This is a genomic window from Mesorhizobium sp. M2A.F.Ca.ET.039.01.1.1, assembly GCF_003998035.1.
Classification (GTDB): domain Bacteria; phylum Pseudomonadota; class Alphaproteobacteria; order Rhizobiales; family Rhizobiaceae; genus Mesorhizobium.
The window spans coordinates 1-22,374 of the sequence record NZ_RZRY01000034.1 but is presented as its reverse complement, the minus strand read 5'-3'; the positions used below and the strand labels follow the sequence as shown (position 1 = coordinate 22,374).

The window sequence follows — 22,374 nt, the reverse complement described above, 5'->3', positions numbered from 1 at the left end:
GGTCAAATACGGCGCGCTGATCTCGCTCGGCGATCCGATCGTCCTGTCGCGCTCGCCCGAACTGTTCTTCCGGATCGACGAGCGAGATCAGCGCGCCGTATTTGACCGGCTGGCGCTCGGTCAGCGCGTCGAAGGCGGCAAGCGGATCGCCGGACCATTGCGCGCGGACCGGGAAGGTGAGGTTGCCCTGATAGCAGTCACCCTTGCGGATGTGGTTGTGAAGGCGCGCGAAGCGGCCGGCATAGTCCTCGGCGGACCACGTTGCCCTGGCATCGAAGATCGGGCCGTTGCTGGCGGACGCCCGCGATTGCGGGACCTCTTGCTCGTCGGGCGCATCGAAGACGCCGAGACAGACCAGCGGCGCGCGGCGGCCTTCGGGCAGCAGCGGCACCAGTTTAGGCTCGAGCAGGTAGCCGGCCTCGTAGGAGAAATAGCCTGCCAGCCATTTGCCGGCGTCGGAAGCAGCCTGGGCTCGCTCGAGCGCCGGCGCGAACTCCTCCGCAGTGCGCGCGAGAATGATCTCGTGCGGCCGGTCGAACACCAGCTGACGCGCGCTCTCGTCATTGCGGAATATGGCTGCGGGCAGGGGCATGAGCCTCGGAAGCGGACAATTCAGTCGACCGGTCTATATGGGGGCCCGGGGACGCGCAATCGAGGGAACGGCGTCGAGCGACGCAAAGGCGGCTGGCCAAAATAAAGACGGCGCCCCATGCGGGCGCCTCGTACCAACCAGACGGATATTCAGGTGTTGCTTACGGTACCGGCTGTCGGGAACTGGCGCGCGAACCCGGCCTCGTCGCCGGCGGCCAGTAATTTCGCCTGCTCGATCCATTTCTCGCGCGCGATGCGGCCGTCGAAATTGAGCACCTCCTCGATGCGTTTGACGTCGGCGTCGGTCCAGGCTGCGATCTGGGCGTAGGTGGTGACGCCCTGGCCCTTGAGCAGCGTTTCGTTGACCGGGCCGATGCCGATGAGGCGACGCAGATTGTCGGCTTTGCCGGCCGCGGCCTTCGGCGCGGCAGCTTTCTTGGCGGGAGCCGTCTTCTTCGGCGCGGCTGCCCTGGCCGCGGGCTTCGCTGCCGCGGTTTTCGCGGCCGCCGGCTTCTTCGCGGCGGCGGGCTTCGCCGGAGCGGCCTTCGCGCTCACCGGGGTCGACACGAGCGCCGCTGGCGCCGGCGTGGCGGCCTTGTCGGCGCCGGCCTTGGCGGCAGGCGCGTTACGCAGCCGGCTTTCGAGATTGGCGCGGGCACTGCCGCAGGCATCGAGCTCGCCCTTGAGCCGGTCGTTATCGGCGCGCAGCCTGTCGCGCTCGCTTCGGGTGCGGTCGAGATCGCCACGCAGACTGTCGAGCTCGCCGCGCAGGCGGCCCCAGATGAACCAGCCAGCCAGGATACCCACAACGAACGCCAGGAGCATGTAGAAGAAAGTGCTCATTTCCCTCTCCAGTCCGGTCCGTCGGCCGCGGCTGGGAGGGCACGCTTGCCGTCAAGAATCGTCAAAGGTTCCGTGTTCGGTGGAACCGCCGGCTTCAATCGAGCCATCGGCGTTCGGTCTTGTCCGGACCGACGGCCATCATCGCATTCGCCGTAGCGGAGCGGCAGGCATCTCTGGCCTGCGCGATGCGTCCAGCTGAGCTTGAGGCCGGACGCTATCATATGGCTCGTCGAAAGCCAGTTGAAAATGCGCCGGAGAGTTATTCAAGAACAGCTATTTAGGGCAAGAATAGAGTCCGGCTAATATGCGTCTCGGCTAAACTATAGCTATCGATGCACGCTTCGTTGCTGTTCACTTGTCCAGCGCCTCCAACTCGTCGATCAGCGAACCGATCACGCCAAGGCCGATCTGCCAGAACGCGGGATCGGTGGCGTCGAGGCCGAAGGGAGCCAGGAGTTCGGAGTGATGCTTGGTGCCGCCGGCGCGCAGCATCTCGAAATACTTCTCCTGAAATCCCCGCTCGGCGTTCTGGTAGACGGCGTAGAGCGAGTTCACCAGGCAGTCGCCGAAGGCATAGGCATAGACATAGAAGGGCGAATGGATGAAGTGCGGGATATAGGTCCAGAAGACCTCGTAGCCGTCGCGCAGCTTGATCGCCGGTCCCAGGCTTTCGGCCTGCACCTCCAGCCAGAATTCGCCCAACCTGTCCGAGGTCAGCTCGCCGTTCTTGCGCTCGGTATGCACCTTGCGCTCGAACTCGTAGAAGGCGATCTGGCGCACGACCGTGTTGATCATGTCCTCGACCTTCTGAGCGAGCATGGCCTTGCGCTCGCGTCTGTCACTGGTCTGTTCGAGCAGCGAGCGGAAGGTCAGCATCTCGCCGAAGACGGAGGCGGTCTCGGCCAGCGTCAGCGGCGTCGAGGCCATCAGCGCGCCCTGGCCCGCGGCCAGCACCTGGTGCACGCCATGACCGAGCTCATGCGCCAGCGTCATCACGTCGCGCGGCTTGCCCATATAGTTGAGCAGCACGTAAGGATGCGCCGACGGCACCGTCGGGTGGGCGAAGGCGCCGGGCGACTTGCCCGGCCGCACCGGCGCGTCGATCCATCTGCGATCGAAAAAGCCGCGCGCGATTTCTGCCATGTCGGGCGAGAAGCGCTTGTAGGCGGAGAGCACCGTGTCCCTGGCGTCGTCCCAGCGGATCACCGCCTTCGGCGTCTCCGGCAGCGGCGCGTTGCGGTCCCAGTGGTTCATCACCTCCATGCCGAGCCAGCGCGCCTTCATCGCATAGTAGCGGTGCGACAGCCGCGGATAGGCCTCGCGCACTGCCGCGGCCAGCGCGTCGACCACGTCGCGCTCGACGCGGTTGGCGAGGTGGCGCGAGTCGGCGATATCCTGGAAGCCGCGCCAGCGGTCGGAGATTTCCTTGTCCTTGGCCAGCGTGTTGGTGATGAGGGTGAAGGTGCGCAGGTTCTTGCGGAACGTGGCGGCCAGCGCCTCGGAGGCGCGGCGGCGCACCTCGCCATTCGAATCCTGCAGCCGGTTGAGCGCCGGCTCAAGCGTCAGCTCCTCGCCGTCGACGTCGAAGCGCAGATCGGTCATCGTCTCGTCGAACAGGCGGTTCCAGGCGCCGCGCCCGGTGACCGACTTCTCGTGGAACAATTGCTCCACGCGATCCTCGAGCTGGTAGGGTTTGTCCTTCCTGAGGTCGAGCACCCAGGGCCGGTAGTGGCCGAAGGCCTTGTCGGCGGCCAGAGCGCTTTCGATCGCCGCATCGTCGATCAGGTTGAGCTCGAGCGCGAAGAACAGAAGATGGGCGCTCGCGTCCGTCATCTTTTCCTGGACGTCACCATAGAGCTTGGCGCGCTGCGGATCGGCGGTGTTGCCGGCATAGACGAGGCCGGCATAGGAGACGATGCGGCCGATCAGTTCCTCGAGCGCCTCATAGGCTTGCAGCGCCTCGCCCAGCCGGCCGGCGCCGCCGCGCCCGGCTTCCGTGGCCAGCGTGCCTTTCCAGCGGGTCTCGAAGGCGATGGCGTCGCTGGCCGCTTTGGCGATGTCGCGCTTCAATTCGGGCGCTTCCATGCCGGAATAGAGATCGGCGAGATTCCACTCCGGCAGATCGCCAAGCTCCGCCGCGCCGTGTCCGGACGCTGGCGCCGCAAGCCGATGACCAAATTCCATGCGCATCAGCAATACCTTCTTTGAATCGGTGCCAAATCAGAGGGAAGGAGGAAGCCGGTCAAATCCTAAGGAATTCGTTCACCGGGTTTTTTGAAACCTTATTTAGAACCCTGTGCCAAGATGATCCATGGGGATTTTCTCGGGCGGAAAACTCAAACAGTCATGACAGGTTCCATACTCATAGTCGATGACGATCCGGTGCAGCGCAGGCTGGTCGAGACCGCGCTGACCAAGTTCGGGCACACCGCGATCGTCACCGATAGCGGCGAGGCCGGCCTCGACGTGCTCGACGGGCCGAACGCGCGCGAGGTCTCCGTCGTCATTCTCGACCTTGTCATGCCCGGCCTAGGCGGCATCGGTGTGCTGAAGGCGATGCGCGAGCGCGGCATCAACATTCCCGTCATCGTGCAGACGGCGCAGGGGGGCATCGAGACGGTCGTTTCGGCGATGCGGCACGGCGCCTTCGACTTCGTCGTCAAGCCGGCGTCGCCCGACCGGCTGCAGACCGCGATCTCCAACGCGCTCAAGGTGGAAGCCGTCGAGGACGAGATGAAGCGCGCGTCGCGGCGACGCGGCGGCGGCCATCTCACCTTCAAGGACATGATCACGCGCAGCCCGGCAATGGACCGGGTGATCCGCCTCGGGCAGAAGGCGGCGGCGTCCAACATCCCGATCCTGATCGAGGGCGAATCCGGCGTCGGCAAGGAACTGGTGGCGCGCGCCATTCAGGGCAGCAGCGATCGCCGTTCGAAGCCGTTCGTCACCGTAAATTGCGGCGCCATCCCGGACAATCTCGTCGAATCGATCCTGTTCGGCCACGAGAAGGGGTCCTTCACCGGCGCTACCGAGAAGCATACGGGCAAATTCGTCGAGGCGAATTCCGGCACGCTGTTCCTCGACGAGATCGGCGATCTGCCGCTCGACGTCCAGGTCAAGCTGCTGCGCGCCGTGCAGGAGGGCGAGGTCGATCCGGTCGGCGGCCGCTCGACCGTCAAGGTCGACATCCGCCTGATCTCGGCCACGCACCGCAACCTTCTGCAGCAGGTCAAGGACGGCAAGTTCCGCGAGGACCTGTTCTACCGGCTGAACGTCTATCCGATCTTCGTGCCGCCGCTGCGCGACCGCCGCGACGACATTCCCTATCTGGTCCGGCACTTCATGGAAAAGGTCGCGCCGGCCGATCCGCGCCGGCGCCTTGCCGGCATATCGGCGCCAGCGCTTGCGATGCTGCAGGCCTATGACTGGCCGGGCAACATCCGCCAACTGGAGAATGCAGTCTTCCGCGCGTCGGTGCTTGCCGAGGGCGACGTGCTGACCGAGGAGGAGTTCCCGCAGATCCGGGCCCAGGTGGAAGGCACGGTCGATCTCGCAGCGGAAACGACATCCACCGTCGCCGAAACGGTCGAGGGTGCGTCCAATCCGGCGGATGAGGCGATTGCCGAGAAAATGGGGTCCGCCTTTGCCGACGGCGAGTCACCGGCGCGGCCGCAGCCGCGGTTCGGAACGCTTCGGGCGCTGGACGAGCGCGGCAATGTACGGGCGCTGGCCGATGTCGAGCTCGAGATGATCAAGCTGGCGATCGATCATTATAATGGCCAGATGAGCGAAGTCGCGCGCCGTTTGGGCATCGGCCGTTCAACCCTCTACCGCAAGTTGAAGGAATATGGCATTGATCCCGAAGCTGGTCGCGTGGACCGGCTTGCCTCGTGACAGGCAGGCCTCGAACAGCTTGCGCGCCTAAAATCCGAGTCAAATTGTCGCTTTTGACGTGAAAACGCAGGGTTTTCAGCGGTTGGCGTTGCCGAGGATCACGCATTAACGCTAACGGTAACAGATCGTGTTCTGGCCGGGGCCGGATTCTTGATCTAAACCAGCGGTTTACCACGAAATGCTGTGCATCATTTTTGACGGGATATCGCCACGGTGTTACCGCATTTCGGCTTCAATAAACGATGATTAACCATTAGGATCGATATTCGGATGTGAAAACGACGCATCCGTTTGGTCAAATCCGGGGACAAACGGCAGCCTGAAAGCCAGTTGATTTGAACAAAGTCGAACGACACACAAACGGGCGGCATTTTCACATGAGCGTCTGGCCGAGGTGGCTGACGTTTGTGATTTTGGCTGTCGGGTTTCTGTCCGCGGCAATGTCGGGCGCCAGGGCTGAGGTTCGTACGCTCAAGCTCTATCACCTGCACACGCACGAGAAGGCCGAGATCGTCTACAAGCGCAATGGCCGCTACGATCCGGAAGGCCTGCGCAAGATCAACATCATCCTGCGTGACTGGCGCCGCAACGAGCCGACGAAGATGGACCCGCGGCTGCTCGACCTCGTCTGGGAAGCTTATCGCGAAGCCGGCGCGACCGACTACATCCAGGTCGTCTGCGGCTATCGTTCGCCGTCGACCAACGCGATGCTGCGTTCGCGCAGCCGCGGCGTCGCCGAGAAAAGCCAGCACATGCTCGGCAAGGCGATGGACTTCTACATTCCCGGCGTGCCTTTGAAGAAGCTGCGCAACATTGGCCTCAAGATGCAGGGCGGCGGCGTCGGCTACTACCCGACCTCCGGCTCACCCTTCGTCCATATGGATGTCGGCAATGTGCGCCACTGGCCGGGCATCAGCCGCCAGGAACTGGTCAGCCTGTTCCCGAACGGCAAGACGCTGCATGTGCCGAGCGACGGGCGTCCGCTGCCTGGCTATGAGCAGGCGCTGGCCGCCTATCAGGCGCGCAAGGGCGCCGGCACCCCGAACATCGAACTGGCCAGCGCCGGCGGCTCGACCAAGCGGTCCGGCGGATTGCTTGCCGCCTTGTTCGGCGGTGGCGCCGACGAGGCCGATGACGCGGCCGATGAAAGCGCTCCGGCGCCTCAGCAGAAAGCCGTGAAGCAGGTTCAGGTCGCGAGCGCCGCGACGGCCCGCAACAGCAACCTCCCGGGTATCGCGATCGTTTCGCCGAAGGATGCCAAGCGCGCCAACGTCCCGCAGATCGCGGATGACAGCGCCGACGATCAGCAGCAGCCGCAGCAGGATACGCCCGAGACGATCATCGCGGCGCTGCCGCCCAAGGAAGTCCCGCTGCCCGACTTCGCGCCGCGTCCGAAGGTCGATGTCGGCCAGCAGGCGCCACAGAATGTGCCGTTTGCCGTGGCGGATGCCTCGGCGACGACCGAGCAGGTGGTTTCGACGGCGCAGACGCCCTTGCCTGACAAGGTTCCGTTCGGCGCCGCCAGCGCGGCCGAGGCCGCTGGCACCGATCCGGCGCAGGTGGCGGTCAACAACATCCCGCTTCCGACCTGGCGCCCAGATCGCTCGACGCCGGCCGAATTGGCGTCGAAGGATAAGAACGTGCTTCTGGCGCTGGCCGAAACGGCTTCGCAGGACAAGAGCGCGACCGACGCGTTCTCCGTGCTGCCGACCGCCCGGCCGCAGCCCGGCAAGCAGGATGAGGTCAAGGCCGTTCTCGAACAGGCCAACGCGACCGTCGAGGCTGGCGGCGCCGGCGCCGAATACCAGCTTGCGTCGCTGACGCAGCCGGAGCCGCGCTCGGCGTTCAACGATCCGTCGAGGGCCGATGCTGCCTCGCCACGCCAGGCCATCGCCGCCCTTCCGGCAGGCAGCGATCCCACGAATGCGATCGGCGCCGGCGTGAAGACGACGGCCAAGGAAGGCAGAGCGTCGTCGCGCGACCTCAAGCCGGGACCGAAGGCCGTGGTGGTGGCGGCAGCGCCGCAGGCCGCGCGCTGGGCGCTGGGCAGCGGCGTGAACATTGCTTCGGTTTCCGATCCGACGACGGCGCCGCGCTATGCCTACAACATCGTGCATACGCCACCGAGCGAAGTGTACACCGCCGGCTTCCAAACGAGTGGCGAGATGCAAGATGCCAGCCGTTTCAGCGGCAATGCGGTGAAGTTCCTCTCGGTCGCCCGTTTCCAGACGAAGTAGCCATTTGAGAGACACCGAAGAGAAGCCGCGCTGGACTTGAAGCGCGGCTTTTGTTTTTCATGTCGCGCCCAGACCGTCAGCCTCCCGCTTCGTCTAATGGTAGGACAGCGCCCTTTGAAGGCGTGAATCGTGGTTCGAATCCATGAGCGGGAACCAGTCATCGGTTGGCGTTATCTGGCATTGCGCAAGCTGCATCGGCTTGAACTTCCCGTGAGGAGGTGGGCGCCCAGCCGGCCGTATTTTAATGTTCAGTCGATTTCCAGCGCGGCCGCTTCGCCCATGGCCAGAAGCCGCGCGGCGTCACGCGCCGGAGGCAGCCCGAACTGGCGCGCATATTCGCGGCTGAACTGGGAGGCGCTTTCGTAGCCGACGGTGAAAGCAACCTGCGCCGCGCTGCCCGGTTGGGCAATCAGCAGATGGCGCGCTTCCAAAAGGCGGAGCTGCTTCTGATACTGGATCGGGCTCATCGCGGTCGCCGCCTTGAAATGGCGATGAAAGGCGGCGTTGCTCATATGCGAGAGCTCGGCCAGCTGCGTCACATCGATCGGCTCGTTGTAATGCGACCGGATCCAGGCGGTGGCGCGGCGGATCTGCGACAGGCGGCCATCGGCGCGCGCGAGCTGGCGCAGCTTTTCGCCCTGCGGGCCTTGCAAGAGCCTGAACGCGATCTCGCGTTCGAGCATGGGCGCGAGAACCGGAATCTCTTCCGGCCGATCGAGCAGCCGCAGCAGCCGTCGCCAGGCGTCGAGCAAGTCGTCATCGGCCGGGTTGGTGACGAAGCTGTCGCCGTCTATCGCCGGTCGATGGTCGATAAGCAGCCCGGCGATCAGCTCGATATCGATGGCGAAGGCGAGAGCCATGTAGGGACAGGCTCTGCTGGCTTCGATCAACTGGCTGGTGGCGGGCGCCTCCACCGCGTAGACGAAATAGCTGCCGGCGCTGTAGGCAAGCGTGCGGTCGCCGATCAGCACCGTTTTGGTCCCCTGCAGGACCAGAAGCGCGGTCGGCTGGCAGAGCTCGGGCAGCGGCGGCGTCGGAAGCTCGCTGCGGCCGATGGTGACGCGCGGAATGGCCGTCTTCGTCCGCCGCCCCCGCGCGTGGCGCCCGGCCATGGCGACCAATTCCTGCAATATGTCACTCATCTTTCCAGCATTGCCGATCCATCGCGGCCAAGCAACCAAGCGAGGCGCTGACGCGCCCGCGAAGACACGAACCTGAGAGGATTAGGCAAGAGGCTGAGAGCTTTTGGCGCGCGAAGCGAGCCGGTTCACGTCATCTCTGGGTCATCGAAGGAGACATGGACATGACGACGAGAAAGAACGCGCTGGTGACCGGCGCCAACAAGGGCATCGGTCGTGAGACCGTCCGGCGGCTGGCGGCACTGGATTACAAGGTGTGGCTCGGCGCGCGCGACGCCGAACGTGGCGAGACCGCGGCGCAGGCATTGCGTGATGAGGGGTTTGATGTCGAGTGGCTCGCGCTCGATGTCGCCATCGACGACAGCGTGGCGGCCGCGGCCAAGACTGTCGCAGCGCGGGCGCCCGGCCTGGATGTGCTGGTCAACAATGCCGGCATCGCACCCGGCTATGTCGAGGCGCTGGCCCCGGACGGTCGCTATCAGCCACCGCCGAGCCAGGAGCACATCGCGGACATGAAAGCTACCTATGACGTCAACGTCTTCGGGTCGGTGCGGGTCACCCAGGCATTCCTGCCGCTGCTCCTGGCATCTCCCGCCGCCCGCATCGTCATGGTGAGCAGCTATCTCGGATCGCTGGCGCGCGCGTCCGGCAACAGCCAGTCGCCCAACGTCATGGGTTATGGCAGCTCGAAGACCGCGCTCAACGCCATTTCGCTCGCCTTCGCCAGGGAACTTGCGCCGCACGGCATCATGGTCAATGCCGCCGCTCCCGGCTACACCGCGACGGACCTCAACGCCCACAGAGGCGGCCGCACGGTGCAGCAGGCGGTCGAGATCATCGTGCGGCTGGCGACGCTGGAGCCTGGTGGACCGACAGGCGGTTACTTCGATGAGAACGGCCCGCTGCCCTGGTAAGTTGATTACTTCTTGAGCTTGCTCGCGTCACGCGCCAGCGCTTCGATCTCGTCCCACTTGCCGGCCTTGATGAGATCGTCGGGCGCCACCCAGGAGCCGCCGACGCAGATGACGTTGGGCAGGCTCAGATAGTCGGCGGCGTTCTTGGCCATTATGCCGCCGGTCGGGCAGAATTTCACGTCCGCCAGCGGCGAGGCGAAAGCTTTCAGCGAAGCGATGCCGCCGGACTGCTCGGCCGGGAAGAACTTCAGGAAGCGCAGGCCGGCTTCGCGCGCGGCCATGATCTCGCCGGGCGTGATCGCGCCGGGCAGCAGCGGCACGGGGCTGTCCTTGGCCGCCTCGAGAAGCTGGCTGGTGATGCCGGGGCTGACGATGAATGTCGAGCCGGCGCGGGCTGCTTCTTCGAACTGCCTGGCATCGAGGATGGTGCCGGCGCCGACAATCGCGTCCTCGACCTCGGCCGCGACGCGTCGGATCGCTTCCAGCGCGTCGGCGGTGCGCAGTGTGATCTCGATGGCCCGCAACCCGCCGCGCGACAAAGCGCGAGCGAGCGGCACGGCATCGGCGACATTGGCGATCTTGAGCACCGGGATGACCGGCTGACCGTTGAGGAGCGACAGGAGCTTTTCGGTCTTGCTGGTCATGTGCTGGTCTCCGTTTCTATGTTTTAAACCGATTAGCAGAAGGGTCCGTCCAAGTCCACGAAGCCCGGCGTGTCGCGATGCCGCGCGGCGGATCGTGCGTCGCCTGAACTTCCTTTGCCTTGAAACCGCTTTGACCACAGTCTAGTGGCATGGCCATGACGACAACCAAGGAATTTCAGCCCATCCAGGTCGCCGCGCTTTACAAATTCGCGCGGCTCGACGGATACGAGGCCCTGCGCGCGCCGCTCGCCGCCTTCTGTTGCGGGCGCGGCATCAAGGGCACACTGCTTCTGGCGCATGAAGGCATCAATGGCACCGTTGCCGGCAGCGAGGAAGCGATTGCCGCGCTTGTGGACCATCTGCAGGCCATCGAAGGCCTTGCCGGGCTGGAAGTCAAATACAGCAGCGCCGCCGAGATGCCGTTCCACCGCATGAAGGTGCGGCTGAAGCGGGAGATCGTCACCATGGGCGTCGAGGATATCGATCCGGCAACCAGCGCCGGCACCTATGTCGCGCCGGCCAACTGGAATGCGCTGATCTCGGACGCCGACACCGTCGTCATCGACACGCGCAACGCCTATGAAGTCTCGCTCGGCACCTTCACGGGCGCGGTCGACCCGAGGACCTCCAGCTTCCGCGAGTTCCCGGCCTGGGTGGAAGAGCACCGTGAAGAGCTCGAAGGCCGCAAAGTGGCGATGTTCTGCACCGGCGGCATTCGCTGCGAGAAGGCGACAGCCTATGTGAAGTCGCTCGGCCTCAAGAACGTCTTCCATCTCAAGGGCGGTATCTTGAAATATCTCGAAGAGGTGCCGGCCGAAGAGAGCCTGTGGCAGGGCGAGTGTTTTGTGTTCGACGAGCGGGTGTCCGTCTCGCATGGCCTGACCGAGGGCGAGGCGGAGCTCTGCCGCGCCTGCCGGCATCCGCTGACGGTCGAGGACCGGCTGTCGCCGAAATACGCGACCGGCGTTTCATGCCCGCATTGTTTCGAAACGCGGTCCGATGCGGACCGCGAGCGCTACGCCGAACGCCACCGTCAGGTCGAACTTGCGCAGGCGCGCGGCGGCAAGCGCCATATCGGCAGCTAAAGCCTCACGCGCAAAACCTGCTCCGTCATTGTAATGTCAAACCGCGGGGCCTACCTGTTGCCGGTCCGAAACCATGCCCGCCCATTCGGCCGGGCCAATTCTGGAGGCATTGATGCTCGACCCCAAGAAGCTGCTCGACGACCTTCTCGGATCGCAGATTCCCGGCACGGGCTCGACCGTTCGCGACAAGGCGGGGCAGGCGGCGCAGATGGCGAAGGACAATCCGCTGGCTGCCGGAGCGCTTGCCGCCGTGCTGCTCGGCACCGGCACCGGACGGCAGGTGACGGGCGCGGCCATCAAGCTCGGCGGCCTGGCGGCGATCGGCGGCCTCGCCTACAAGGCCTATCAGAATTACAAGGCCGGCAACGAGCCGGCGCAGGCGCCCGCGTCCGGCGAGCCTGAACTGCTCCCGCCGCCGGCCGATACCGCTTTCGATCCTGCACAGGCACCGCAAGGCGAGGCCGAGTTCACGCTGACGCTGGTCCGAGCGATGATCTCGGCGGCGAAGGCCGATGGCCATATCGACGACGAAGAGCGCAAGAAGATCGCCGACAAGCTCAAGCTCGCCGGCATCGGCGCGGAAGCGGAAAAGTTCCTGCTTGCCGAGCTCGAAAGGCCACTCGATCTCGACACGCTGGTCGCCGGCGCCAAGACCGATGCGCAGAAGCTGGAACTCTACACCGCCTCGCGTCTGACCATCGATCCCGACACGCGCGCCGAGCGCGGCTATCTCGACCTGCTTGCCGGTCGGCTCGGCCTGCCGGATGCCCTGGTCGATCATGTCGAGGCGACTGTCTCGGCGGCAAAGGTGCCGGCCGGCAGCGCGCCTAGCTCGCCGTGGTGAACCATGTTGGTAAACGCCGCTGCGCACCGCCTTGCCGGTCGTTAATCCCTCGTTAACTCAGCAAGCGCATCATTCTAATCAGTCGGACCGGCTTTTCCTCCTCCCAAGCGCGGTTCAGATCGGGGCGGTCGCCAATGGCCGCCCTTTTTGTTGGCCTCTTGTTTGTCGCCAATAGCGGCTTGCCATGATCCCCGGCATTTGCGATGCCACGTCTTTCCGAGCATGACCGGGAGGACGACGATGACCGCCATAGCAGAGAAGACCGCCATCGTTACCGGAGCCGGCACCGGCATCGGCAAGAGCGTCGCCACCGCGCTGCTCCAGGCAGGCTGGAACACGGTGTTCTGCGGCCGGCGCAAGACGGTGCTGGAAGAGGCGATCGCCGATGCGGGCAAGACGCAAGCCAAGGCATTGGCAGTCGCCTGCGACATCAGCAAGGCGGCGGAAGTCGACGACATGTTCGAGACCGTGCTCGAGGCCTTCGGCCGCGTCGACCTGCTCTTCAACAATGCCGGCATGGGCTACAAGTCGACGCTGATCGACGAGATCCCGGTCGAGGTCTGGAACGATGTCGTCGGCGTCAACCTCACCGGCGCGTTCCTGTGCGCGCGCGCCGCCTTCGGCGCCATGCGGAGGCAGAAGCCGATGGGCGGCCGTATCATCAACAACGGCTCAGTGTCGGCCTATGCGCCGCGCCCGGGTTCCGTGCCCTATACGGCGACCAAGCACGCCATCACCGGTCTCACCAAGACGCTGGCGCTCGACGGCCGGCCCTTCGACATCGCCTGCGGCCAGATCGATATCGGCAATGCGCTGACCGAGATGGCGCAGCCGATGACGGTGGGCGTGCCGCAGGCCAATGGCTCGATCGCCGCCGAGGCGGTGATGGACGTGCAACGCGTCGCCGACGCGGTGCTGCATATGGCCAGCCTGCCGCTCGACGCCAACGTGCTGTTCATGACGGTGATGGCGACGAAGATGCCGTTTGTCGGGCGCGGATAAGCGCCTGACGGCTCACTTCTTTAGAAATGCCTCGATCCGCTCCAGCGCGCGCAGGATGTTCTCCTCGGAATTGGCGTAGGAAAGCCGGATATAGCCTTCGCCGAGCACGCCGAAATCGGGGCCGCCGATCAGCGCCACGCCGGCATCCTCCAGCAGCGCCGAGGCGAGCTTCTTGGCCTTCCAGCCGGTCTTCGACACGTTGGGGAAGGCGTAGAAGGCGCCCTTCGGCGTGATGCAGGAGATGCCGGGGAGCGCGTTCAGGCCCTCGACGACGATTTTCCTGCGGTTGTCGAAGGCGCGCATCATCTTCTCGACATCGTCCTGCGGACCGTCGATCGCGGCGATGCCGGCAAACTGGCTCGGCGCGTTGACGCAAGACCAGCAATTGACGGCCAGCTTGCGCACCTTGTCGTAGAGATGGGCGCCCTTGTCGCCGTTCGGCCAGATCGACCAGCCCATGCGCCAGCCGGTCATCGCCCAGGTCTTCGACCAGCCGTTGAGCACGATCAGCCTGTCGCGGATTTCGGGGAAGTTGAGCAGGGAGCAGTGCTTCTCGCCATCATAGGTCATGACGTCGTAGATCTCGTCGGACATGACGGCGACCTCAGGATGCTTGTCCAGGCCCTTGACCAGCTTCTCGATCTCGGCGCGCGGCGTGACGCCGCCGGTCGGATTGGCGGGTGAGTTGAGGATGAGCAGCCTGGTCCGGGGCGTGATCAGCGCCAGCGTCTCGTCGGCCGAGAAGGCAAAGCCGTTCTCCTCGCGGATCGGCACCGGCACCGGCGTGGCGCCGGTGAACTCGATCATCGAGCGGTAGATCGGAAAGCCGGGATCGGGGTAGAGGATCTCAGTACCCGGTTCGCCGAACATCAGGATCGCGGCGAACATGGTCGGCTTGCCGCCGGGCAGGATCATCACATTCTCAGGCGACACCTCGACGCCGGTGGTGGTCAGCGTGCGGCGCACGACGGCCTCGCGGGTGGCGAGCAGCCCGTTTGCCGGCGTGTAGCCGTGGTGGCCGTCGCGCAGCGCCTTGATCGCCGCCTCGACGATGTGCTGCGGCGTCTTGAAGTCGGGCTGGCCGATGCCGAGATTGATGATGTCGCGGCCCTGATGGGCAAGCGCGGTGGCCCTGGCCAGCACCGCGAAGGCATTTTCCTCGCCAAGGCGGTCGATGGCCGCGATCGTGTGGAGCATTTTTCCCGTCCCTGTGGTTCTTTCTGTGAGCGAGCGTTTTTGTGACCGTCCGCTGGGAAAAGTCAACGGATTGGAGTGGTCGGTGTCGGAAGATCTGAAGAATTGGCAGCCGCGCCCACGGCCGGAACGCAAGGCGATCGAGGGACGCACAGTCAGGCTCGAGCCGCTGAGCGCGGCAAAGCACGGCGACGGCCTCTACGAGGCCTCGTCGGTTTCGGATGTCGGCGGACGTTTCGCCTGGCTGCCCGACTACCCGCCGGAGACCCGCGCCGCCTTCCAGCCGTGGCTCGACAAGGCGGAAGCGAGCGAGGATCCGCTGTTCTTCACCGTCATCGACAAGGCGAGCGGCAAGATCGCCGGGCGCCAGACGCTGATGCGCATCGACGTCGCCAACGGCGTCGGGGAAATCGGCAACATCTACTGGGGTCCACTGATCTCGCGCAAGCCGGCGGCGACCGAGGCGCAGTTCATGTTTGCGAAATATCTCTTCGACGATCTCGGCTATCGCCGCTACGAGTGGAAGTGCAACAACCGCAACGAGCCCTCGAAGCGCGCTGCCGAGCGCTTCGGCTTCAAGTTCGAAGGCATCTTCCGCCAGCACCTTGTGGTCAAAGGTGAAAACCGCGATACGGCGTGGTATTCAATCATCGACAAGGAGTGGCCGGCCTTGCGCAAAGCCTATGAGGGCTGGCTCGATCCAGCGAATTTCGATGACGAAGGCGGCCAGAAGCGGCGGCTTGAGGATTTTCGCGCCGACTTCGGAGGGTAACAGGAGTTTGACGATGGCGCACGGTTCGCATGATCACGGTTCCGCCGGTCATAGCCACGGCGCTGGGCATGTGCATGGCTCGACCGACAAGAAACGGGTGCTGATCGCGGCCTGCCTGACCGGCGGCTTCATGGTCGCCGAGGCGCTCGGCGGGCTGCTCACCGGATCGCTGGCGCTGCTCGCGGACGCCGGCCATATGCTTGCCGATTCGATCGCGCTCGGTCTTGCCTGGTATGCCTTCCATCTCGCCGGACGCCCGGCCACCGGCCGTCTGACCTATGGCTTCGGCCGGGTGAAGACGCTGGTCGCCTACACCAACGGCATCGCCATCTTCGTCATCGCGCTCTGGATCGTCTACGAGGCCTGGGGGCGGCTGATGAACCCGGCGCCCGTGCTTGGCGGGCCGATGCTGGTGGTGGCGGTGGCAGGCCTGCTGGTCAACATCGCCTCCTTCTTCGTGCTGCATGGCGGCGACCGCGAGAGCCTGAACATGCGCGGCGCGATCCTGCATGTGCTGGGCGACCTGCTCGGCTCCACCGCGGCAATCGCGGCAGCCCTCATCATCCTGGCAACCGGCTGGACGCCGATCGATCCTGTCCTCTCCGTCCTAGTGTCGCTGCTCATCCTGTCGACGGCATGGTCGCTGATGCGCGAGGCGGCGCATGTCCTGCTCGAAGGCGTGCCGGCAAGCCTCGATCGCGATATGATCGCCAAGGACATCGAAGGCGCGGTCAAGGGCGTGCGCGAGGTGCATCATATGCATGTCTGGTCGCTCGACGGCACCTCCAACATGGCGACGCTGCATGCCTGCCTGAATGACGGCGTCGATCCGCATGTGGCGGTGAGCGCCATCAAGAAACGGCTTGCCGCCAAGCACGGCATCGATCATGCCACCGTCGAACCGGAATTCGGGCAATGCGCCGACAGTCATGACGAGCATGGCCATCACCATGATCGCGATCATACGCATGGCGCGCCTGCCGATCGCCGGCACTATCACTGATCAGGATTATGCCTAACAGCCTCGAAGCCAGGAAAGTCTGCTGATGGATCGTGACACACGCAACGCGGCGATTGCCGCGGCTGTGATACTGCTCGTGTTCGGTCTCGCCGCCTATTTCCTGCCGGCCATCATGCTGGCCGCGGGCAAGGTGTCGACGGTGCTGGCGGCCGTCATCGCGGTGGTCTTCATGGTCGGGCTGTTCGTCGTCCTATGGCTGCGCGGACGCAGCCAACGCAAGAAAGGTCTCTGAAGATGAGAATTCTGATCACGGGCGCGGCCGGCATGGTGGGCCGCAAGCTTATAGCGCGGCTGGCCAAGGACAGCGCCTTGCGCGGGCGCAAGATCACGGCGCTCGACCTGCATGACATCGTGGCGCCGCAGCCGCCGGCGCTCACAGGCGTCGATGTCTCGATCCACACCGGCGATCTATCCGCGCCCGGCGCCATGGCGGCCCTCGTGGCTCCGCGCCCGGACGTGATCTTCCACCTGGCGGGCATCGTCTCGGGCGAAGCGGAAGCCAATTTCGATCTCGGCTACCGGGTCAATCTCGACGGCACGCGCGCGCTGTTCGACGCGGTGCGGCTGGCGGCCTTCGCGCCGCGCCTCGTGTTCACCTCGTCGATCGCGGTCTTCGGCGCGCCCTTTCCGGATGTCATTCCGGACGAGTTCCATCCGACGCCGCTCACCTCATACGGCACGCAGAAGCAGATGAGCGAAGCGCTGCTCGCCGACTACACGCGGCGCGGCTTTTTCGACGGCATCGGCATCCGGCTGCCGACGATCTGCGTGCGCCCCGGCAAGCCGAACAAGGCAGCCTCCAGCTTTTTCTCAGGCATCATCCGCGAGCCGCTCGCCGGGCAGGAGGCGATCCTGCCGGTGCCGCGCTCAGTGCTGCACACCCATGCCAGCCCGCGCTCGGCGGTCAATTTCCTGATCCATGCGGCCGAAATCGACGGCGACAAGGTCGGACCGCGTCGCAACCTCACCATGCCCGGAGTCGCCGTCACCGTCGGCGAGCAGATCGAGGCGCTGGAGCGCATTGCCGGCGCCGAAGTCGCGAAGCGGATCCGCGAGCAACCCGACGAGACCATCTGGGCAATCGTCAAAGGCTGGCCGACACGGTTCGAGGCAAGGCGGGCGCGGGAGCTCGGCTTTGCCGCCGAGAAGAACTTCGACGAGATCATCCAAGCTCATATCGAAGATGAGCTCGGCAAAACGGTCGCTTAGGTGAACTCTAAGGGGTCACAGCTTTCCCGAGATAACCTTTACCCGCCTCTCTGCAATTAATTCGATCGTAGGGAGTGAAGGCGAAGGAACGCCCAGTCACCTGCGTTGTCAAAATGTCGTGGTGATGCCACCGTCCACGGCGATTGTCTGGCCAGTGACGAAGGAAGCCGCGTCGCTGGCGAGAAAAACCACGATGCCGGCGATCTCCTCCGGCTTTCCCCAGCGGCCGAGTGCCGTGCGTGTCTTCAGCCAGCGCGCCCAATCCGGATCCTCGGCGAGGCCGGCATTCACCTCGGTCGCGAAGGTTCCGGGGGCGACGGCGTTCACGGTGATCCCGTGGCCGCCGAGTTCGACGGCGAGCGCCCGGGTCAGGCCGTCGATACCGGCCTTGGCCGCGGGATAGGCGACGTCTCCGGCCCGGCCGAGTTGCGCGATGACGGAGGAAACATTGATGATCCGGCCCGGCGCGCCGCGGCGGATCAAGGCACGGGCGACCGTTTGGCTCATCGCATAGGCGGAAACCAGGTGGCCGTCGAGCATGGCGCCGAATTCCTCCGGCGACATGGCGTCGAAGCCGCGGCGATCGCGACGGCCGACATTGTTGACGAGGATGTCGATGTCGCCCAGCCCGGCAAGCGCCTGCTGCGCGGCGTCGCGCCGAGTGACGTCGAACGGCGCGCCATGCGCATCCAGGCCCTGGTCCCGCATTCCGGCGATGGCTGCCTCGAGCGTGGCGGGCTCGCGCCCGTTCAGGATCACGCGGGCGCCGGCTTCGGCCAGGCCGCGCGCCATCTCGAGCCCGAGCCCACGCACCGATCCTGTCACCAGGGCGGTTCGGCCGGCAAGCGAGAAGCTCATGCTGCACGCCATCGAATACCTCGACTGAAACGACCGTTTCAGTTAGGTATTACAGCGGGCATGAAAGGAGCGCAAGATGGCCGGGCATGAAGCAGTGACTGCCGAACCCTCCCTCCGCCGGGCGGAACTGCTCGATGCCAGCTATGCCTATGTGCTCGACCATGGTCTCAATGGATTGTCGTTGCGCCCGCTGGCGGCCGCCATTGGCTCCAGTCCCCGTGTGCTGCTCTATCTGTTCGGCAGTAAGGAGAAGCTGCTGCGCGAACTGCTGGTCCGGGCGCGCACCGAACAGATCGCGCAACTGACTGTCGCGCTCGCGGCCGAGGGCCGAAGCCATGGCCTCGAAGAAACGGCCGGGCGATTGTGGGCATGGATGTCCGCGCCCGAGCAACGTCCGATGGTCAGGCTCACCTATGAGGCGTTCCTGCTTTCTTTCAGCCATAAGCCCGGTCCGTGGGCGGGATTCGCGGCGGAAGCGGCCCAGGACTGGCTGGACCTGCTGATCGACACCCAGACGCAGCTCCCGCGAGCCGAGGCCGAGGCGCGGGCTACCCGTATACTCGCAACGATACGCGGCCTGCTGATCGACCTTCTGGCCAATGGCGATAATGAAAGAATTGCCGCCGCCGTGCGCATGGGCTGGCTCTGAGTTGGACCGGACGCCGCGCGAAGGCGCCCCCTCCATTATTGCGTTGCATACCGACAGCTGTTCCGCTCGCGCAACCGGATGACATCGAAGCTGTTCAGGCCATAGACGCGATTACCGCCAGTCCGGCGACCGCTTCGGGATCGGCCAGCCTGACATTGACGGCCGCGCGCGTCCTTCCTCCATCGTCGGCACTTCAGACGCCGCCCGACAGGCTGGCCGACAGAAGCAGCAAGCCGACGATGAAAATGAAGGCGGCGCCGCCGATCTCGACGATGGAATGGATATGGTTGCCGATGCGGCCGTCGCCGGCGAAGTAGACGGCCCAGTTCTTCGCCAGCACGGCGATCGTCGCCAGTGCCGAGACGGTGATCGCGGTGCCGATCGACATCGCCAGCACCGACAGCAGCCCGCCCAGCCACAGTCCGTTGAGCAGCGCGAAGCTCAGCACGATCAGCGCGCCGGAGCAGGGGCGGATGCCCACGGCGGCCACCGCCGACCAGGCGGTCTTCCAGTCGAAGCGGTCGCCTGACAGCATCGCCGGATCCGGCGCATGCGAATGGCCGCAGGTCTCGCAGACTTCGCCCGGGCCATGGTCGTGATGCTGATGTTCATGACTGTGACTGTGCGCGGCATGGTCGTGATGATGGAGATCGTGCGCGCCGTGATCATGGCTATGTGTATGGTCATGATCATGATCGTCATGCACGTGGAGGGCATGGGAATGCGCGGCGTGCGCGTGCGCATGAGCATGGCCGGCATGGGAATGCGCGTGAGCGTGGGAATGCGCGTGAGCGTGCGCGCGGGAGTGCCCGCCATGCGAATGGCCGGCATGGGCGGCCGACAGGCTGTAGGCGGGCGCTCTGCCGAACAGGCGCAGCGCCGATGGACCGAGCTTGCGCCAAAGCAGCCAGGCGCCGAACAAGGTGACCAGCACGAAGCTGGAGATTTCGAGGAACCAGGCGGCGTCGGTCATCGAGATGGCGGTGCCGCGCAGCACGAAATAGGCAAGCACCATGACGACCACCGCCGTCAGGCCCTGCAGCAGCGCCGAAACGAAGGAAAGCAGGATGCCGCGCCTCAGCGCCACTTCGTTTGCGACCATGTAGGAAGAGATCACCGCCTTGCCGTGGCCGGGGCCGGCGGCATGGAAGATGCCATAGGCGAAGGACAGGCCGATCAGCAGCCAGAGCTTGCTGCCGTCCTGACGCATCGCCTTCATGGCCGCCGCCAGCGAGTGATAGAATTCCTGCTGCCTGAGATTGATCCACATCAGGATATGGGCGAACGGACCTGTGGTGGTCGGCGCCATGCCGTCATTGGTGCCGATGCCGAGCGAGCTTTGCGCATGCGCGGCGCCGGGCAGGTGGGCGATCACCAATGTGGCGGCCAGCAGGCCAAGCGCCAAGCGGATATTCGTGGGATGCCCCACGAATATCCGCTTGGATTCCCTTGTCTGCCGCAGGTTCCGATCGCAAAACCGTGCGACACTTTTGCGGAACCTGCTTGCGCGTAACGACGGTTTCATCACCAAATCATCCTTCCGGCGGGCAGTCCAATTCGAGCTTGGTGGCGAAGATCTTGCTCATGTCCGTGCCTGTCGGATCGTTGAAGAACGCGTCCGTCAGGGTCTTCTGGTTTTCCTTGATCGCCTCGTCCGGATCCGGACGGATGACCTTCTTGGTGCAGGTCGAGGGCAGGCCTTCGACGGTCATGTTGGCGTCGTCGGTGAAGTCGATCGCGGTGTAGAAGGTCGGATCGTAGACACCGATGTCGACCTTGCCGGCAAGCTTGATCGGCGTCTTCGGCTGCGACTCGAACAGGATGATCAACTGATCGTTGTCGAAATTCGCCATCAGATGCGGCGGCGGCACCATGGGCACGTCCTTGCCGTCCTGGGTGACGAGCTGGAAGTAGTTGAACTCGGCCAGCGAGGAATGGACGGTGTCGGCCACTTCCTTGAGCTCTTTGTCGTCAAGCTTCAGATCGGAGTTCTTGTCGAACTCCATCATCACTGTACTCGAAAACAGGTCGTCGAAGCGCCAAAGGTGGCGCAGCGCCGTCACACTTTGGTGATCCTGGCTGAGGATGACGTCGAGCCGGGCTTCGGCGAAGACATGCGGATGGACTTCAGCCTGCTCTACCGAGGCCAATATGGCCGCAAGGGCCGAAGCCAGCATGGTTGCTTGCCGTTTCAGATGCATTCCGTGCCGCGATTCCATTGACTTAGAGCGGTTCTGCGTTCCACGCTGACCCGCTCTAATAATTTGTTTTGCGCAATTCCGGACGGAAAACCGCTACGCACTTTTCCTGGAATTGCTCTCGGGAGCGAGCCCAGAGTTAGCAGAAAGGGGGCGAAATTGGGACGCTCGCTCAGGCGCCCGTGTCGCGCGTCCTGAACCAGTGCACCAGGAAGTCGACGAAGACCCTCACCTTGGCCGGCAAATAGCGGCGGTGCGGGTAGACGGCGAAGATGCCGGTGCCGGCCAGGATGCGATCGTCGAGCGCGGTGACCAGCTTGCCGGACGCGAGGTCGGGGGCGGCGATGAAATCGGGCAGCATGGCAAAGCCCAGGCCGGAGAGCGCGGCGGCTCTCGCCACGATCGGGCTGTTGACCTCGATAGGCCCGGAAACGGCGACGCTGATGGATTCCTCGCCTTCGCCCTTGAAGCGCCAGTTGGCCAGCGAGCGGCCGTTGGTGTCGACGATGCAGGGCAGGTTTGCGAGATCCTGCGGGCGCGTCGGCGCGCCATGCTTGGCGATCAGCTCCGGCGACGCGCACAGCCTGACCGAGAACGGCGCCAGCCGCCTGGCGATCAGCGAGGAGTTCTCCAGCCGCGAGATGCGCACGGCAAGGTCAAAGCCTTCCTCGACAAGGTCGACGAAGCGGTCGTCGAGATGGATGTCGAGCACGATGTCGGGATGCTGCCTGGCGAAGTCGACCAGCGACTGACCGATCGGCGCGTCGGCGAAGGTGCGGGCGGCCGACAGCTTGATCCTGCCGCGGACGTCGCCGGAAGACTGGCGCACCGCCTCGGCAAGGCTGTCAACCTCGCGCACGATCTCCGAGGCGCGCTGATAATAGGTGTGGCCGGCCTCGGTCAGCGAGAACTGGCGCGTGGTGCGGTTCAAGAGCAGCGCGCCGAGCTCGTCCTCCAGCTCGCGCACATATTTCGACAACAGCGCCTTGGAGCGGCCGATCTTGCGCGCCGCGGCCGAAAAGCCCTCCGCCTCGACCACGTCGATGAAGGCGCGCATGCGGGTCAATGTATCCATGGTCAGACCTTTCGTGCCGCGTCGAGAATCTTGCGGCCGAGCCGTATCAGGGCAACGTCGCTGCCGGAAGGCCCAAGCAGCGACAGGCCGAAGGGCGCGCCGTCGACGGAGCCGATCGGCAAGGTGATCTGCGGAAAGCCCGAAAGACCCGAAAGGCATAAGAGATGCAGCGCCCTTTCGCGGTAGGCCTGGAACTGTTCCGGGG

The 22,374-nt window shown here is 64.8% G+C and carries 21 protein-coding genes, 1 tRNA gene and 1 pseudogene; 12 read left to right on the top strand and 11 right to left on the bottom strand.

Features of this window, described 5'->3' with window-relative positions; genetic code table 11:
- The 3 genes from EOA24_RS05440 to EOA24_RS05430 all read right to left on the bottom strand — a co-directional run.
- On the bottom strand, positions 1-592 hold a 592-nt coding region (locus EOA24_RS05440; protein ID WP_189353868.1), incomplete at its 3' end, for a chorismate-binding protein.
- Between the two features lie 149 nt (positions 593-741).
- Positions 742-1,434 (bottom strand): proton-conducting membrane transporter, encoded by a 693-nt coding sequence (locus EOA24_RS05435; RefSeq protein WP_126081476.1) that lies wholly within the window; start codon positions 1,432-1,434, stop codon positions 742-744.
- Positions 1,435-1,785: 351 nt separating this feature from the next.
- On the bottom strand, positions 1,786-3,624 hold the full coding sequence (locus tag EOA24_RS05430; RefSeq protein ID WP_126081477.1) for a M3 family oligoendopeptidase: 1,839 nt from the start codon (positions 3,622-3,624) through the stop codon (positions 1,786-1,788).
- A gap of 156 nt (positions 3,625-3,780) precedes the next feature.
- Here EOA24_RS05430 and EOA24_RS05425 point away from each other — a divergent pair, with 156 nt between their 5' ends.
- The 3 genes from EOA24_RS05425 to EOA24_RS05415 all read left to right on the top strand — a co-directional run bounded on the left by EOA24_RS05425 (position 3,781) and on the right by EOA24_RS05415 (position 7,721).
- Positions 3,781-5,328, top strand: coding sequence for a sigma-54 dependent transcriptional regulator (locus tag EOA24_RS05425; protein ID WP_127257143.1), 1,548 nt, complete (start codon positions 3,781-3,783; stop codon positions 5,326-5,328).
- A 377-nt stretch (positions 5,329-5,705) separates the two neighbouring features.
- On the top strand, positions 5,706-7,565 hold the full coding sequence (locus EOA24_RS05420) for a DUF882 domain-containing protein (RefSeq protein ID WP_127409655.1): 1,860 nt from the start codon (positions 5,706-5,708) through the stop codon (positions 7,563-7,565).
- A gap of 82 nt (positions 7,566-7,647) precedes the next feature.
- Positions 7,648-7,721, top strand: a tRNA-Gln gene (locus EOA24_RS05415).
- Positions 7,722-7,813: 92 nt separating this feature from the next.
- On the opposite strand, the gene EOA24_RS05410 is transcribed toward EOA24_RS05415, so the two are convergent.
- On the bottom strand, positions 7,814-8,707 hold the full coding sequence (locus EOA24_RS05410) for an AraC family transcriptional regulator (protein ID WP_126081480.1): 894 nt from the start codon (positions 8,705-8,707) through the stop codon (positions 7,814-7,816).
- A gap of 161 nt (positions 8,708-8,868) precedes the next feature.
- Between EOA24_RS05410 and EOA24_RS05405 the strand changes: the two genes are divergently transcribed.
- Positions 8,869-9,618 (top strand): SDR family oxidoreductase, encoded by a 750-nt coding sequence (locus EOA24_RS05405; protein ID WP_126081481.1) that lies wholly within the window; start codon positions 8,869-8,871, stop codon positions 9,616-9,618.
- 5 nt (positions 9,619-9,623) lie between these two features.
- On the opposite strand, the gene EOA24_RS05400 is transcribed toward EOA24_RS05405, so the two are convergent.
- Entirely contained in the window at positions 9,624-10,262 is a 639-nt protein-coding gene (locus EOA24_RS05400; protein ID WP_126081482.1) for a 2-dehydro-3-deoxy-phosphogluconate aldolase, read from the bottom strand.
- Between the two features lie 155 nt (positions 10,263-10,417).
- On the opposite strand from EOA24_RS05400, the gene EOA24_RS05395 reads away from it, so the two are divergent.
- The 3 genes from EOA24_RS05395 to EOA24_RS05385 all read left to right on the top strand — a co-directional run bounded on the left by EOA24_RS05395 (position 10,418) and on the right by EOA24_RS05385 (position 13,193).
- A complete protein-coding gene (locus EOA24_RS05395) occupies positions 10,418-11,347 on the top strand; it encodes a rhodanese-related sulfurtransferase (RefSeq protein WP_126081483.1) in 930 nt (309 codons plus the stop codon).
- A 112-nt stretch (positions 11,348-11,459) separates the two neighbouring features.
- Positions 11,460-12,191, top strand: coding sequence for a tellurite resistance TerB family protein (locus tag EOA24_RS05390; RefSeq protein ID WP_126081484.1), 732 nt, complete (start codon positions 11,460-11,462; stop codon positions 12,189-12,191).
- Positions 12,192-12,431: 240 nt separating this feature from the next.
- Positions 12,432-13,193, top strand: a complete 762-nt coding sequence (locus EOA24_RS05385; protein WP_126081485.1) for an SDR family oxidoreductase — start codon at positions 12,432-12,434, stop codon at positions 13,191-13,193.
- A 12-nt stretch (positions 13,194-13,205) separates the two neighbouring features.
- On the opposite strand, the gene EOA24_RS05380 is transcribed toward EOA24_RS05385, so the two are convergent.
- Positions 13,206-14,390: a pyridoxal phosphate-dependent aminotransferase gene (locus EOA24_RS05380; protein ID WP_126081486.1), complete on the bottom strand. Its 1,185-nt coding sequence runs from the start codon at positions 14,388-14,390 to the stop codon at positions 13,206-13,208.
- 82 nt (positions 14,391-14,472) lie between these two features.
- Here EOA24_RS05380 and EOA24_RS05375 point away from each other — a divergent pair, with 82 nt between their 5' ends.
- The 4 genes from EOA24_RS05375 to denD are packed head-to-tail and all read left to right on the top strand — an operon-like array spanning position 14,473 to position 17,389.
- Entirely contained in the window at positions 14,473-15,159 is a 687-nt protein-coding gene (locus EOA24_RS05375) for a GNAT family protein (protein WP_126081487.1), read from the top strand.
- A 13-nt stretch (positions 15,160-15,172) separates the two neighbouring features.
- Positions 15,173-16,162 carry a cation diffusion facilitator family transporter gene (locus EOA24_RS05370; protein ID WP_126081488.1) on the top strand — a complete coding sequence of 330 codons (990 nt, stop codon included), beginning with the start codon at positions 15,173-15,175 and terminating at the stop codon, positions 16,160-16,162.
- A 43-nt stretch (positions 16,163-16,205) separates the two neighbouring features.
- Complete coding sequence (locus EOA24_RS05365) at positions 16,206-16,412, top strand: hypothetical protein (protein ID WP_126059583.1); 207 nt, start codon at positions 16,206-16,208, stop codon at positions 16,410-16,412.
- A gap of 2 nt (positions 16,413-16,414) precedes the next feature.
- Positions 16,415-17,389 (top strand): D-erythronate dehydrogenase, encoded by a 975-nt coding sequence (gene denD / locus EOA24_RS05360; RefSeq protein ID WP_126081489.1) that lies wholly within the window; start codon positions 16,415-16,417, stop codon positions 17,387-17,389.
- Between the two features lie 108 nt (positions 17,390-17,497).
- On the opposite strand, the gene EOA24_RS05355 is transcribed toward denD, so the two are convergent.
- A complete protein-coding gene (locus EOA24_RS05355; protein ID WP_210211606.1) occupies positions 17,498-18,247 on the bottom strand; it encodes an SDR family oxidoreductase in 750 nt (249 codons plus the stop codon).
- Positions 18,248-18,323: 76 nt separating this feature from the next.
- Here EOA24_RS05355 and EOA24_RS05350 point away from each other — a divergent pair, with 76 nt between their 5' ends.
- Positions 18,324-18,896 carry a TetR family transcriptional regulator gene (locus tag EOA24_RS05350; RefSeq protein WP_126081491.1) on the top strand — a complete coding sequence of 191 codons (573 nt, stop codon included), beginning with the start codon at positions 18,324-18,326 and terminating at the stop codon, positions 18,894-18,896.
- Positions 18,897-19,089: 193 nt separating this feature from the next.
- On the opposite strand, the gene EOA24_RS05345 is transcribed toward EOA24_RS05350, so the two are convergent.
- From EOA24_RS05345 to EOA24_RS05330, 4 genes and pseudogenes are all read right to left on the bottom strand, one after another.
- Entirely contained in the window at positions 19,090-20,325 is a 1,236-nt protein-coding gene (locus EOA24_RS05345) for a nickel/cobalt transporter (protein ID WP_245466957.1), read from the bottom strand.
- 103 nt (positions 20,326-20,428) lie between these two features.
- On the bottom strand, positions 20,429-21,097 hold the full coding sequence (locus tag EOA24_RS05340; protein WP_126081493.1) for a DUF1007 family protein: 669 nt from the start codon (positions 21,095-21,097) through the stop codon (positions 20,429-20,431).
- A 169-nt stretch (positions 21,098-21,266) separates the two neighbouring features.
- Complete coding sequence (locus EOA24_RS05335) at positions 21,267-22,169, bottom strand: LysR family transcriptional regulator (protein ID WP_042640557.1); 903 nt, start codon at positions 22,167-22,169, stop codon at positions 21,267-21,269.
- A 2-nt stretch (positions 22,170-22,171) separates the two neighbouring features.
- A pseudogene (locus EOA24_RS05330) lies at positions 22,172-22,374 on the bottom strand (amidase); the annotation flags it as partial.

Coding starts and splice junctions, on each gene's coding strand:
- EOA24_RS05385 (WP_126081485.1), top strand. CDS start 12,432: ATGACCGCCATAGCAGAGAAGACCGCCATCGTTACCGGAGCCGGCACC.
- EOA24_RS05350 (WP_126081491.1), top strand. CDS start 18,324: ATGGCCGGGCATGAAGCAGTGACTGCCGAACCCTCCCTCCGCCGGGCG.
- EOA24_RS05420 (WP_127409655.1), top strand. CDS start 5,706: ATGAGCGTCTGGCCGAGGTGGCTGACGTTTGTGATTTTGGCTGTCGGG.
- EOA24_RS05395 (WP_126081483.1), top strand. CDS start 10,418: ATGACGACAACCAAGGAATTTCAGCCCATCCAGGTCGCCGCGCTTTAC.
- EOA24_RS05380 (WP_126081486.1), bottom strand. CDS start 14,390: ATGCTCCACACGATCGCGGCCATCGACCGCCTTGGCGAGGAAAATGCC.
- EOA24_RS05340 (WP_126081493.1), bottom strand. CDS start 21,097: ATGCATCTGAAACGGCAAGCAACCATGCTGGCTTCGGCCCTTGCGGCC.
- EOA24_RS05425 (WP_127257143.1), top strand. CDS start 3,781: ATGACAGGTTCCATACTCATAGTCGATGACGATCCGGTGCAGCGCAGG.
- EOA24_RS05405 (WP_126081481.1), top strand. CDS start 8,869: ATGACGACGAGAAAGAACGCGCTGGTGACCGGCGCCAACAAGGGCATC.
- EOA24_RS05430 (WP_126081477.1), bottom strand. CDS start 3,624: ATGCGCATGGAATTTGGTCATCGGCTTGCGGCGCCAGCGTCCGGACAC.
- EOA24_RS05355 (WP_210211606.1), bottom strand. CDS start 18,247: ATGAGCTTCTCGCTTGCCGGCCGAACCGCCCTGGTGACAGGATCGGTG.
- EOA24_RS05435 (WP_126081476.1), bottom strand. CDS start 1,434: ATGAGCACTTTCTTCTACATGCTCCTGGCGTTCGTTGTGGGTATCCTG.
- EOA24_RS05335 (WP_042640557.1), bottom strand. CDS start 22,169: ATGGATACATTGACCCGCATGCGCGCCTTCATCGACGTGGTCGAGGCG.
- EOA24_RS05410 (WP_126081480.1), bottom strand. CDS start 8,707: ATGAGTGACATATTGCAGGAATTGGTCGCCATGGCCGGGCGCCACGCG.
- EOA24_RS05365 (WP_126059583.1), top strand. CDS start 16,206: ATGGATCGTGACACACGCAACGCGGCGATTGCCGCGGCTGTGATACTG.
- denD (WP_126081489.1), top strand. CDS start 16,415: ATGAGAATTCTGATCACGGGCGCGGCCGGCATGGTGGGCCGCAAGCTT.
- EOA24_RS05400 (WP_126081482.1), bottom strand. CDS start 10,262: ATGACCAGCAAGACCGAAAAGCTCCTGTCGCTCCTCAACGGTCAGCCG.
- EOA24_RS05370 (WP_126081488.1), top strand. CDS start 15,173: ATGGCGCACGGTTCGCATGATCACGGTTCCGCCGGTCATAGCCACGGC.
- EOA24_RS05390 (WP_126081484.1), top strand. CDS start 11,460: ATGCTCGACCCCAAGAAGCTGCTCGACGACCTTCTCGGATCGCAGATT.